Source organism: Chloroflexota bacterium (genome assembly GCA_018829775.1).
GTDB lineage: Bacteria > Chloroflexota > Dehalococcoidia > Dehalococcoidales > RBG-16-60-22 > E44-bin89.
Genome location: JAHJTL010000019.1, coordinates 1 through 12,716 on the forward strand (window position 1 = coordinate 1; position 12,716 = coordinate 12,716).

A 12,716-nucleotide genomic window follows, 5' to 3' on the forward strand; every position below is an offset into this window, starting at 1 on the left:
ACCATCATCTGCTCGGCCTGCTGGTAAAGCGTCAGGCTGGTTTCATAATCAAGCTCAACACCCGCCCGGTCCAGAATATCGTCCACTTCAGGGTTGCTGTACTCGCCGGCGTTATTGTCCCCGCCGGTCCGGAACAGGATTTCGAGGAAGTTCTGGGGGTGGGGATAGTCGGCTACCCAGCCCATATGATATAATTCGTCCTTTTCTTCCTTCAGGTGGTAGAGGAACTGTTCCGGCTCCAACTGCCTGACCGTGACCTCCACGCCCAGGTTCTGCCGCCACTCGTGGACAATCGCTTCCAGGCTGCTCGATATCAATCCTCCCCAGCCCATCGTCGTCACCGTAATCGGCGGCAGGTTGTCCACGCTGCCATAACTGGAGCTGGCAATAAGTTCTCTCGCCTTCTCGATATCGAATTCCAGCCCTTTCAGGTCTTCATTGAAGCCGGGAATGCCCGGCGGCAGAATGCCATCGGCCCGCTCCATCATTTCCTTGAAGACCAGCGAAACCAGCTTGTCCTTGTCCAGTGCCATGCTGAAGGCACGTCTCAGGTTGGCATCGTCGAACGGCGGCCTGGTTTGATTGAAGCCGATGTAGCTGAAGCTCAGCTCCGGTACAATCTGCAGTTCCTGGTAAAAGTTGCCGGCTGGGTCGGTAACCTTATCAACATAATTGATATTGGCATCGGTGGCATCGATTTCCCCGACTTCATACATATTCATCGGCACACCACCCCACAGCTGAAAAACCACCTTGCCAACCTTGGCTTTTTCTTCGTAGTAATGGTCGTTCCTTTCCAGAACGAGCAGATTTTCCTCCTCCCACGTCTTCAGTTGAAATGGGCCAGTGCCATTGGGCTCCCGCCACCACTCTCCACCCAGCTCTGCCTCATTTCTGTCCACCACAAATGCTACCGGATAGGTCATCTTGGACAGAAAATAGGATTTAGGGGTGTCAATGGTTATCTGGAGTGTATAATCATCAACGACCTTGATGCCGCTTATTTCCTCCGTTTGACCAGCCAACACCTCCCTGACGCCGACAATGTCCCCCAGGTAGGTAGCCGCGGTCAATGACCCGGTGGCAGGACGGCAGGCGCGCTCCAGTGAATACTTGACGTCATGAGCGTCGACCTTCCGACCATCCTGGAACTTGACATCTTCGCGCAGGTAGAAAGTATAGGTGCGCCCGTCCGGACTCACCTCCCAGCGCTCGGCAATATCCGGGGACGGCTCCAAATTTTCACCGAGGCGCACCAGCCCGTTGTAAATCTGCTGGATATATTCATGCGAAATCATCTCCCCGGAGACCGCCGGGTCGAGGGTAATCGGGTCGATATCGTAGAGATTCAGTGTCGTGTCCGGGCCGCGCTGGCAGCCCACCAGAAGCAGGCTGCCCAGCATTATAGTAGTAAAAAGGACATAGATTTTATGTTTCATATCTCGCACCGATTTACATTTTATTACAGGTTGCCCTTAACCGCTTCGCAAAAATCGGTGGTGGAAGCGCTTCCCCCCTGGTCCCGGGTGAGGTATTTACCGTCCTGGTAGACCTTGTATACCGCTGTCTCCAGGCGGGCTGCCTCTTTCTCATAGCCGAGATGTTCCAGAAGCATACCGCCGGCCAGGAGCATGGCGGTGGGATTGATGATGTTCTTACCGGCGATATCGGGCGCCGTGCCGTGTACCGAGCCGAAGTAGGCAAATTCCTTGCCAACACAGGCATTTGGCGTCAGCCCCAGCCCACCGATAAGTGCCGACGCTTCGTCCGCCAGAATGTCGCCATGCTGATTGCCCATAACCAGCACATCGAACTGCTGCGGGTTGATGACCAGCTGCTGGGCACAGTTGTCAATTATCAGCTGGCTGAACGTCAGCTCGGGGTACTGTTTGACCGTTTCCTCAGCGATGCGGCGGAACATCTCATCCACCTGCGTCAGCACATTGTACTTGCTGGACACGGTTACTATTCCTCTGCCGCCCTTGGCCTTTCGCTTCATAGCCAGTTCGCAGGCAAACTGACATATATCTCTGGTTATCGCTTCCGTGTTTACTTTAACGGCGAATTTACCTTTCGGGGTGGTGTCCAGCATCACACCCAGCATATCATTCTTCAGCTTCAATGGTGCTAGCTGTGCGATATCACCTTCCCAGCCGGGGTAAAGCCCTTCGGTATTCTCTCGCAGGATAATAAAATCGATACCTTCAGGATTTTTCAGCGGACTTCGCAGGCCCGGCACGTATTTCGTCGGACGGATATTGGCAAAACACTTCTTGCCCCACCGCAGGTAGCCATGTACGCCCCTCAGGTCGCGGGTGGAACCCATAATGGCACAGTCAGTGCCATCAAGCATCTTTTTCGCCGATTCCGGAAAGCTGGTGCCATATTTGGCGACTGCTTCATCGCCGGTCTCTATCCGGATAAATTCTATGTCAAGGTTCATTCCTTCCAGAATCTGAACCGTGGGCACGATCACCTCCGGCGCCGCATCATCTCCCTTCACTACGCATACTCGTCTGGTCATTCATACCCCCTGTTTAAGATTGAGATGTTATCAATCGGATAACAACTAATTAGTGTAGCATATACGCTTTACCTCTGCCTACTTTGATGCCTGATATGCTGCTGAGACGGCCCCAAATTGGTATACAGAGGCACTCATGCGGTATTATAATCTAGGTTTAAATGAGGTGAATGAACCTATGCATTTTGGCTTCTGGGATTCAGTGAGAAGGCGACTTTACCGCATACGCCGCGAGTTCAAACGATTATGGCTCAACTATATCTACCAGAGCCTTCTGGCTACGGCAGTTATTTTCATCATCCTCCTCTTGCTGAACCGGGAGCATGCGGTGGTTATTGCCTCCATTGGTGCCACCGCTTTTATCGTTTTCACCATGCCCCGCAATATCACCGCGGCTCCGCGGCGGGTAATCGGCGGGCATATCATCGGTTTTCTCTGCGGTTCCGCCTTTGCCTTTATCCCGCACCCAACTGCCATCATCGCGATTCTCGTCTATTCACTGGCCGTGGGGGCAACCATTTTTCTCATGGTAGCCCTCGATGCGGAGCATCCTCCCGCCGGCGGCACGGCACTTGGGGTGGCCATCACCGGCTTTTCCGTCAGCGTCATGGTAGCCGTTCTGACCAGCAGCATTGCGCTCTCGCTGGCACACCGCTTCTCCAAGAAGTTTCTGAAAGACCTGACCTAGCCGGTAGCCCTATTCGAAGATTTCCACGGCCCGATTCATATTGGCGATTACGTCAACGCCGAAAGGGCAGCGTTCCATACAGACGCCGCACTCCGTACAGGCTGAAGCTTTTACCGACAGTGCCTCATACTCAGCCACCACGGTACCACCCATGCTAAAATCGGCGGTATCCACTATTTTAGTTAGCGTTCCGATGTCGATACTGACCGGGCAGGGCAGGCAGTGGTTGCAGTACATGCAGTTGCCCTTTAATTTCCACATGGGATTGCTGTCGATGGCACTGAAGTCTTTCTCTTCATCGGTGGCCTCAAGAAAGGCCAGTGCGGCCTGCATTTCTGACACATTTTTGCATCCCGGCACCACCGTGCAGACCGCCGGCTGCGAAAGGGCATAGCTCAGGCACTGGATGGGTGTCAATATAATTGAGCTTGGATTTTCTCGAAACAGCACCCCGGCGGCATAAGGTTTCATGGCCACCACGGCAACATTCTGCGCTGCGCAGGCATGGTACAGGGCCTGGCGCGCCGACACAGCCTCATCAATCGCAAAAGGCGGCTGGCGGTCCAGGATTTCCTTCAATGATACGTCGGGCACAACCTCTTCGGGCAGGGTGTCAAAAGCCGGGTTTAACGAAAACATCAACACGTCGATGTAACCGCTATTCACCGCCTGTAAAGAGGTGGGTACATTATGGCTGCTCATGCCGATAAAACGGGCTTTACCCTGCTGTTTCAGCTTCTGCGCCAAGTCCAGCAGTCCTCCAGAGCTAAAAACGCGCTCGTAATCTTCCCGTCTGTCCACAAAATGGAGCATGAGCACATCAACATAGTCAGTCCTCAGCCTGGTCAGGAGGTCATCAAAGAACGTCTGACATTCGGTGTTGTCCCTTGACCGGCTGTACTTACCGTCCCGCATAACTGTCCCGATATGCCCGGCAATAATCACCTTCTGCCTCTTATTTTTCAAAGCTTTGCCGAAATTGTCACGTATCCCGGGCGACGCCATGAACAGGTCGATATAGTTCACGCCATTGTCGATTGCTTCGTGCACCACGGATACAACCGTTTTTTCCGGCTCGAACTCAAGGTATTCCAACCCCAGCCCCACAATTCCGACGTCAAGGCCAGTTCTACCCAGCTTTCTGTATATCATAAAACCACCTCAAAACATGAATACGCGGTTTTCAATCTTCTTTCAGACGCCTTACGTATTGGTCTATCACCTCCAGAAACCGTTCCGGTGCCTCGAGATGAGTCCAGTGGCTTCTGACCGGGATAACCTCCAGTGCGGCTTTGGGAATATGCTCCACCATGAAACGTGAGCACTCCACCACCGGTGTATCACCGTCACTCATCACCACCAAGGTTTCCACCGACAGTTGTTCCAGTTTGGGCGCCAGTTCGAAGATGCTGGTACGTTTTCTCTGTATCCCCCGGATTATATTGGCTATGGCTATCGGTGAGTTAGTGAGTTCAGCCTGGATAAGCGGCTTTCCCATTATGGGGTCGGCAAAAGCAGTACCCCAGGCAGGTAACTTCTGCATTTCCTCTACATAGGCACCGATTCCTTCCTTTTCCGCGGTGTCCGCCAGATGCTCCCACCATTCCCCCCACCACTCGCGGTCTGAGGAACCGGACCCGATACCCACGGGGATGAGACCGACACATCGTCCGGGGTAGCGGAAGGCGAAGTTGAGCGCTACATTCGCCCCCATGGAATGCCCACCAACGATGGCCTTGTTTATGTCAAGTGCATCCATTAGGCCACGCATATCCTCAACCATGATGTCCTGAGAGTATGCTTCTGACTTATCCGGTTTTTCTGATTGTCCGTGGCCCCTAGCATCATAGGCGACCACCCGGTAGCTGTCCTGAAAGAATTCCATTACTCTTCCCCACTCCTGCCAGATCCCACCAAGCCCATGCGCCCAGACCATGGCCGTTCCTGAACCTCGCTCCTCATAGCGAATTCTGACGCCATTAGCCTTGATATCCGGCATTCTCCAAACCTCCTTTCGGGTATCTGTGTATTATATCACGCTTTTCCCTGAGTTTATAAATGAGGAAAATTGACAGAAATGCTATAATTATTTGACTTTTACGCTGACAAACCAAATTTTATATCATCAGGAGGAAAAACCATGGGCAACACGATGAGTTTCAATGGAATTATCCCGGCAATGCTGACCCCTTTTACCAAGAGTGGAGATTTGAACCTGGATGGCTTAAAGAAGAATGTGGATTTTCTGGTTGAAAACGGCGTGAGTCAGATCATGTGTCTCGGCAGCACCGGTGAAGCCGCTACTCTGACCCGGGAGGAGTGCGTGAAGGTAATTGAGGCAACGGTAAAAGCGGCCGGTGGCCGAGTTCCCATCATGGCCGGTACCGGTGCCACCAGTACCCGGGAGGTTATCGAACGCTCCAGGGAAGCCAAAAGCGCCGGCGCCGATTCGGTCATGATTGTGACCCCGTTTTACGAGATACCCAATCAGGAGGGTTTATATCAACATTATGCCACCATCGCGGAAGCGGTAGACATCCCCATCTGCCTCTATAACATCCCGCCGCACACCCAGGTTGAGATTGCGCCCGAGACACTGGAAAAGCTGGCTAAAATAGGCAACATCCAAGCGTTGAAGGACAGCAGCGGCAACCTGAGCTATTTTGCCGAGGTTATGCGAAGGGTCGGTGATAAAATGTCGATTCTGAACGGCGGCGACGATATTACTCTGCCCTGCTTCGCCCTCGGCTGCCATGGTGCCATCCTGGCGCTGGCCAATATCGCACCGCGGATGGTGGTCGACCTCTTTCAGGCGATGCAGCAGAAAGAGAAGGAGAAATCGCTGGACATCTTTTTCAAGCTGCTGCCCCTTGCTCGCGCCATAAGCGTGCCCCAGAATTTCCCCGCCCCGGTGAAAGAGGCGGTCAATATGCTCGGCAGACCGGCCGGGCCGGCTCGCAGCCCCATAGTGCCGGTGGACAACGCGGAAAAAGAAGAGATTAAAAAGACACTGCAATACGCCGGACTGCTATAGGAAAGAAGCATAATTATTATGAAAATCACGGGAGTTGAAGGCATTGAACTGCGCCTTCCTGAATCATACGTCGGGCCGCGCTTAACCGTCCGCCAGACGCTGATTGTGAAAGTCCATACCGATGAGGGCATTGTCGGTATCGGTGAGGTCGACTCCTGTCCTGCGGTGGTCAAGGCAACCATCGATGCTCCACCGGGCTTCAGTCCCATCTCCGGCCTCGCCAGTGTCATTATCGGCGAGAACCCGCTGGAAATCCGCCGTCTCAACGACCGAATGTATGAGGCCAGTTTTGACTACGGTCGAAGCGGCGTCGTCCTCCATACCATCGGAGGTATCGATATCGCGCTCTGGGATATTGCCGGCAAATACTACAACCAGCCGGTGTATCGATTGCTCGGCGGTCCGTTGCACACCAAGGTACGTGCCTATGCCAGCACCCTCTTCGGCAGCAATGGACAGGAGACCGCAGAAGCGGGGAAAAAGTGGGCGGGCAAAGGTTTCACCGCGGTCAAGTTCGGCTGGCACCCGATGGGGCAGAGCGAGAAGCTAGACCTAGAGCTGGTCGAGGGTGCTAGACAAGGAGTCGGCGATAAGTGCAGCGTAATGGTCGATGCCGGCTGCTGCTGGGACACCGCCACCGCCATCAAGCGCGCCCAGCAGTTCGAGGACTACAATCTCTTCTGGCTGGAAGAGCCGCTCGCCCGGGACAACGTTGACGGATACCGGCAACTGGCCGGCGTTTCCCGAATACCGATTGCCGCCGGTGAGGGAGAAGCGGGCAGATATGCCTTCAGAGACCTGATTGAGCGCGGTGGCATCCACATCGTGCAGATTGACCTTGTCCGCAATGGCATTACCGAGTCGATGCGGGTTGCTGATTTGGCTGAAGACAGGGGGCTGAAGGTGGTCAATCACCACTGGACCTCCGATATTAACCTTGCTGCCAGCCTTCACTTTCTGGCAGCCCGTAAAAGCACCTTCATCCTGGAGTACTGCGTGTCCGAGAGCCCGCTCCGATGGGAAGTGACCAGGGGAAAAATGGAGGTTGACGCCGAGGGCTGTGTTGCCGTACCTTACGGGCCGGGCCTGGGCATCGAACTGAATGAAGAGACGATAGAACGCTATCGAGTTAATTAAAAAGAAGGGGTGCATGATGGAGAAAAAACTTGCCGGGAAAGTGCAGACGGTGCTGGGACTGATTGATGGTGATGAGCTGGGGTTAACCACACCTCACGAGCACCTTCTCCTTGATTTGACCGTGCGTTTTAAACTGATGGAGGAGAGTGTTACCGCCAGGACCATGGCGGAAAGGCCGATGACGCCTGATATGGCGGGCTGGATACGCTTCCACCTCTTCGAGAACCGGGACAATCTACTGCTTGACGATGAAGAACTGGCAATCGAAGAGATTATGCGTTTCAAGTTGGCGGGAGGAAAGAGCGTGGTCGACGTGACCAACTGGGGAATCGGACAGGACCCGCACGCCATGACCCGCATCGCTCGCTCCACCGGCCTCAATATCATCATGGGCACCGGCTACTATACGATGGACTCGGGCTGCGCTGAAGTGCTGACCAGAAAATCCGAGGATGAGATTTGCCAGGAAATCATCAATGATATCATGGCAGGGACTGATGGTATCTGTGCCGGCATCATCGGTGAGATTGGCGCTGACTCCTGGCCGCTCCACGAGATCGAGATAAAATCGCTGCGGGCTTCGGTCCGGGCACAGCGGGCCACCGGCGCGGGACTGACCATCCATCCCGGTCGACTTGACGAGTCACCGCTTCAGATTATTGATATCATCAAAAAAGCCGGTGCCGATATGAGCCGGGTGGTTATCGAGCACATTGACCGCACCGCCTACTCCTTCGAGACCATGGTGGAAATCGCCAAGGCCGGTTGCTGCCTTGAGTTCGACTGCTTCTCCATGGAAGGCTATTATCCGACGCGCTACGGCGTGTTCGATATCCCCAATGATGCCCAGCGCGTCAATTACATTATCCGCCTTATCGAGCTGGGCTACCTGAACCAGGTCCTCATCGCTACGGACACGGCAATGAAATCAAGGCTCACGGTCTATGGGGGACCCGGCTACGCCCATATTCCGGAAAATGTCATCCCCTGGATGCGCGCCAAGGGCATGTCCGAGGAGGTCATCCGCGCCATTACCGAGGAGAACCCCAAACGCATCCTGACCTTCGTTGCGCCATCCTAAGGAAAACCCGCCAGGTACATTATAGATAAGGCGAGGTAAGCGGCAGTTTGAGGCCGAACTGCTCGGAAAATTTTTGCCTCATCTTCCGGTAGAATTCGATACATTCTTTGTTCGGCCTTCCGGAAGCGATATCGAAATAGTCCGGCAATTTCTTACCCAACGGTGGGTCCTGCAGTTTGTCTTCGTAATTTGCCAGCAGCGCGGCTACAATCTTGTTGGCCTCTTTCCGGCTCATGCCTGCGGCCGCATAAGCTACGGCGTTGCTGAAAATGTTTTCCAGGGGGTCACTGTAGTCCTCCATAATACCTTTTGAGGGAGGCCCAACCTCCACGGAGCCGCCGGATACCACAGTCGCTATCACCCAGGCAGCGAATTCCTGGTAGCACATTTCGGTCATCGGTCCGGCCGAGGTATAGCCGGGGGCAACGATGGGCAGCGGGCTGTTTCGGGTTGCTGCCTGAATACCCGCGCTCCGGGCCCAGATGATTCCTCGGGTGGATGTGGTGCCTCCTTCGATGGGAACCGCCAGCGGGTGCTGTACCACGCCGCGTATAACCAGCAGGTCAACCGGATGGTAGGCAGCACACACCACCGCCACCCCCGCCGGGCCACCGGCGTAGCCGCCCAGAATCACGCCGTTCTCCGCAAAGGTCAGGTTCCCCACGGCCTGGCAGTAAGCCACTTTGTTCAGGGCGTCAAAGTCGACCTTCAGCTCATGAATGGTGCCGATTTCCAGGACATCGGTCTTCGGATTGCCGAAGGCATGGCCGGCGATATGCTCCGTCGCCCGTACCGCCGAGGCCACCTCATTGACCACCGGCATCCCGGGACGTCCCGCCCGGCGCAGCGCCTCACGCACCAGAAGCACCGTCCTGATGGCGCCTTCCACACCTCGCGGGCTGCCCGCGACCAGGTCTCCGCCATCGAGGTTGGTTAAACAAGGAGCGGTAATACCGTATGACAGCGGGTCCTCGGCATACGTCTTCACCACATTGATAAGGTTCCACTCGGTGGAGACCGGGCCAGCCCCACAACCGGAGCACCAGGGAGGCGTCTTATCTTCAGGGACACGCCTCGGCATCAACCGGGCATCTTTCCCCTCCCCGTACACCACATTGCTTGGTGCCGACTCGATGGCACCATCTATCTCTTCCCGCGTGAACAGGATACGTCTTTCGGTATCCAGGCAGTAAACGCCGGTTTCGACCAGAAACTCCATGCCTGCTTGCCAGATACGGTCAGCCAGGTCATCATCGGAGGGCACCGGGTTTTGAGGGTCATACTTAATACCATATTTTTCAATCACCTTGCGCAGGTTGGGCACGAAAATGCCGAGGTCAAAGTCCTTTTCCGTGCATATCGGGCCGGTCAATGCCCTCTCCACAACCGTATTAAAACTGAGCATAATCCGTCTCCCTTGTGTTACTTGTATTCTGTCCTATTCAAATCAAAGGTAAGGCGAGGCACTGGTAAACCGAATGCCAAATTCGTCTGTCATTTCCTGCCTGATTTCCCGATATAGCTGTAGAAACTCCTGCTTCGGCTTACCGGTCGCGGTATCACAGCATTCCTGGTATTTTTGCCCGACCGGAGGCTCGCGGAGCTGTGATTCATATTTTTCCAGGAGAGCCTTTACGATTTCATTGGCTTCCCTGCGACTCATGCCCGCCACGGCGTGAGCTACTTCACTGGCCAGAAGAGGCTCCACAGGGCTGGTGTAGTCGAGGGCGGTACCCCTTGCCGACGCCCCCACCTCAACCGAACCACCGGAAACCACCGAGGCGATGACCCAGGCACAGTGCTCATAGAAGAGCATTTTGGTCATCGGTCCGGCGGCGGAATAGCCGACGTTTACCACCGGCAGGGTGCTGTTTCGAGTAATGGCCTGATTGGACACGCTCCGTGCCCATACGGTGTCCCGCGCTGAGGTAACACCAAGGTCGAAATGGGTGGGGAAAGGGTGCTGCACGGCGCCGCGCAGAACCAGCAAGTCCACCGGATTGTAGGCGGCCGTTACCACAGCCACGCCCGCCGGCCCGCCGGCCAGCCCACCCAGTATGACTCCGTTCTCGGCAAAAATCAGGTTTCCGGCGGCCAGAGAATAGGCAACCTTGTTCATGGTATCGAAATCAACCTTCATCTCGTGGGTGGTCCCGATTTCCAGCGCGTCCGTTTTGCGAATTCCAAATCGATGGGCGGCAATATGCTCCTGTGCCCTTGACGCCGTAGTGACGCCATTGACGATGGGCATCCCCGGACGCCCGGCACGGCGCATACCCTCACGGGTCAGCAGGACCGCCCTGATGGCGCCCTCTATCCCCAGCGGACTGCCCCCAACTATCGGCTGTCCGTTCACCTGCGTTAAGCAGGGTATGGTTATGCCATCTCCCAGCGGATTCTCGGCATGTGCCTTGACCAGGTTGACGTAGTATAACTCCGATGAAAGCGGTGAGGAGGTCGGCCCGACCGAACACCACGGCGGTGTTTTGTCCTCCGGTACCCGCCTGGGCATGACACGGGTATCTTTTCCCTCGCCGAAGATACGACCGCACGGACCTGACGCCAGCGCGCCATCTATTTCCTCTCGACTGAAAATTATCCGGCGTTCGGTATCAACACAATAGACGCCGGTTTCGGCAATGAACTCCATCCCCGCCTGCCAGACGCGGTCAGCCAGGTCATCATCAGATGGCACCGGATTCTGGGGGTCATATTTAATGCCATACTTTTCAATTACTTTGCGCAAATTGGCGACAAAGATACTGAGTTCAAAATCCCTTTCCGTGCAGATCGGGCCGGCTAACGCCCTCTCCACAACCGTCCAGAAACTTAACATGCACTGACTCCTTCCTACTTTTGCGAGAGCGCCTTCAATGCCAGAGTTGCCGCATCACCGGCGGTTCTGCCATATCCGTCAGCACCGATGCTGTCGGCCCATTCCTGCGTGGTCGAGCCGCCACCGACCAGGAAGCGGTACTTGCCACGTGCGCCACGCGCCTCAAGGTGCTCAATGATGTTCTTCTGCTGCGGTATGGTGGTGCTCATCAGCGCTGAAGCAGCAATGATATCGGCACCGACTTCCTCGGCTTTGTTAACAAAGGCAGAAGCGGCGACATCAACCCCGAGGTCGAAAACCTCAAAGCCGTTCATTTTAAGCATCGCCCCAACGATATTTTTACCGATGGAATGGATATCCCCCTTTACCGTGCCGATGACCACCTTCCCCACTTTCTTACGTTCTTCCCCGGACTCCAGCAGCTTTGGCTCCAGAATTTTCATCGCGCTCTCCCAGGCCTCCGCCGCCATCATCATTTCCGGCAGATAAATCTCATACCGGGCGAACCGGTCGCCCACCTCTTTCATACCCGGCGACATTCCTTTTTCGATGATATCAGATGGTCTGATGCCCTCTTTCAGGGCCTCTCCAATCGCCTGCCCCAGACCACCCGTGTCGCCGGCGATAATGGAATTGTACAACTGTTCAAAAATAGCCTTGTCTGTCATTATGAACTCCTTTCTTAATTTATCAGTATCAGAACAGACCTTCCCGCTTCAGGCTCAGGTATTTTTGCTCTCCGATAATAATATGGTCAAGGACATCAATGCCCATTATCTCACCTGCTTCAGCCAGTCTTTTGGTCAAATTTATATCATCTTCTGAAGCCTCCGGGTCGCCGGAGGGATGATTATGGGCAAAGAGCACCGAAGCCGCACTGGCGGACACCGCTTCTTTGAATACCTCTCTGGGATGGACAATGCTGCTGTCCAGGCTGCCTACCGATATCTCAGCTACCCGGATAAGCTGATTTCTGGTATCCAGCAGCAAGGCCAGAAAATATTCCTTCTTTTTCCCCTTCAGTCGACTGCGGATGAGCGCCACGACGTCCTCAGGCGTTTTGACCGTTTCGCGCTTTCCGCTTTCCTGGTAGCCTTCGAGCCGGCTGGCCAATTCAAAAGCGGCGCTTATCTGCGCCGCCTTGGCGAGGCCAATTCCTCTGACCTTGGACAGCTCTTCAATCGAAGCGCCGGCAATTCCCTTGAGGCTGCCGAACTGGCTCAAAAGCCTCTGGGCGGTTACCATCACCGACTCGCCAGCGATGCCTCTGCCCAGAATAAGCGCCAGAATCTCCTGCGCGGAAAGGGCCTCGGCACCGAACTTCTGCAGCCGTTCTCTCGGCCGTTCGGAAACCGGTAAATCGTGGATGGTGAATGACTTCTGGACTTTATCTTTTTCCATCATGCCATTGCAACG

At 54.9% G+C, this 12,716-nt stretch carries 12 protein-coding genes; 4 read left to right on the forward strand and 8 right to left on the reverse strand.

Translation table 11 applies throughout. The features are described from left to right. Together KKD83_02285 and KKD83_02290 are read right to left on the reverse strand one after the other, a co-directional pair. A partial coding sequence (locus KKD83_02285; protein MBU2534980.1) for a peptide ABC transporter substrate-binding protein occupies positions 1–1,439 on the reverse strand: 1,439 nt, incomplete at its 3' end. A gap of 23 nt (positions 1,440–1,462) precedes the next feature. Next, a complete protein-coding gene (locus KKD83_02290; GenBank protein MBU2534981.1) occupies positions 1,463–2,524 on the reverse strand; it encodes an isocitrate/isopropylmalate dehydrogenase family protein in 1,062 nt (353 codons plus the stop codon). Positions 2,525–2,726: 202 nt separating this feature from the next. Between KKD83_02290 and KKD83_02295 the strand changes: the two genes are divergently transcribed. Then, entirely contained in the window at positions 2,727–3,212 is a 486-nt protein-coding gene (locus KKD83_02295) for an HPP family protein (protein MBU2534982.1), read from the forward strand. Between the two features lie 9 nt (positions 3,213–3,221). On the opposite strand, the gene KKD83_02300 is transcribed toward KKD83_02295, so the two are convergent. Both KKD83_02300 and KKD83_02305 read right to left on the reverse strand, forming a co-directional pair. Continuing rightward, positions 3,222–4,364: an aldo/keto reductase gene (locus tag KKD83_02300; protein ID MBU2534983.1), complete on the reverse strand. Its 1,143-nt coding sequence runs from the start codon at positions 4,362–4,364 to the stop codon at positions 3,222–3,224. A gap of 31 nt (positions 4,365–4,395) precedes the next feature. Continuing rightward, positions 4,396–5,211: an alpha/beta hydrolase gene (locus KKD83_02305; GenBank protein ID MBU2534984.1), complete on the reverse strand. Its 816-nt coding sequence runs from the start codon at positions 5,209–5,211 to the stop codon at positions 4,396–4,398. Positions 5,212–5,352: 141 nt separating this feature from the next. Here KKD83_02305 and dapA point away from each other — a divergent pair, with 141 nt between their 5' ends. The 3 genes from dapA to KKD83_02320 are packed head-to-tail and all read left to right on the forward strand — an operon-like array spanning position 5,353 to position 8,464. After that, entirely contained in the window at positions 5,353–6,246 is an 894-nt protein-coding gene (dapA, locus tag KKD83_02310) for a 4-hydroxy-tetrahydrodipicolinate synthase (GenBank protein ID MBU2534985.1), read from the forward strand. Positions 6,247–6,264: 18 nt separating this feature from the next. Beyond that, positions 6,265–7,383, forward strand: a complete 1,119-nt coding sequence (locus KKD83_02315) for a mandelate racemase/muconate lactonizing enzyme family protein (GenBank protein MBU2534986.1) — start codon at positions 6,265–6,267, stop codon at positions 7,381–7,383. Between the two features lie 13 nt (positions 7,384–7,396). Continuing rightward, complete coding sequence (locus KKD83_02320) at positions 7,397–8,464, forward strand: hypothetical protein (protein MBU2534987.1); 1,068 nt, start codon at positions 7,397–7,399, stop codon at positions 8,462–8,464. 19 nt (positions 8,465–8,483) lie between these two features. On the opposite strand, the gene KKD83_02325 is transcribed toward KKD83_02320, so the two are convergent. From KKD83_02325 to radC, 4 genes are read right to left on the reverse strand one after another with little or no spacing between them, the layout of a single operon-like run. Further along, positions 8,484–9,869, reverse strand: a complete 1,386-nt coding sequence (locus tag KKD83_02325) for a monomethylamine:corrinoid methyltransferase (GenBank protein MBU2534988.1) — start codon at positions 9,867–9,869, stop codon at positions 8,484–8,486. A 42-nt stretch (positions 9,870–9,911) separates the two neighbouring features. Continuing rightward, on the reverse strand, positions 9,912–11,300 hold the full coding sequence (locus tag KKD83_02330) for a monomethylamine:corrinoid methyltransferase (protein ID MBU2534989.1): 1,389 nt from the start codon (positions 11,298–11,300) through the stop codon (positions 9,912–9,914). 14 nt (positions 11,301–11,314) lie between these two features. Next, complete coding sequence (locus KKD83_02335; protein ID MBU2534990.1) at positions 11,315–11,968, reverse strand: corrinoid protein; 654 nt, start codon at positions 11,966–11,968, stop codon at positions 11,315–11,317. 28 nt (positions 11,969–11,996) lie between these two features. Continuing rightward, positions 11,997–12,704, reverse strand: a complete 708-nt coding sequence (radC, locus tag KKD83_02340) for a DNA repair protein RadC (GenBank protein ID MBU2534991.1) — start codon at positions 12,702–12,704, stop codon at positions 11,997–11,999. Between the last annotated feature and the right edge of the window lie 12 nt (positions 12,705–12,716).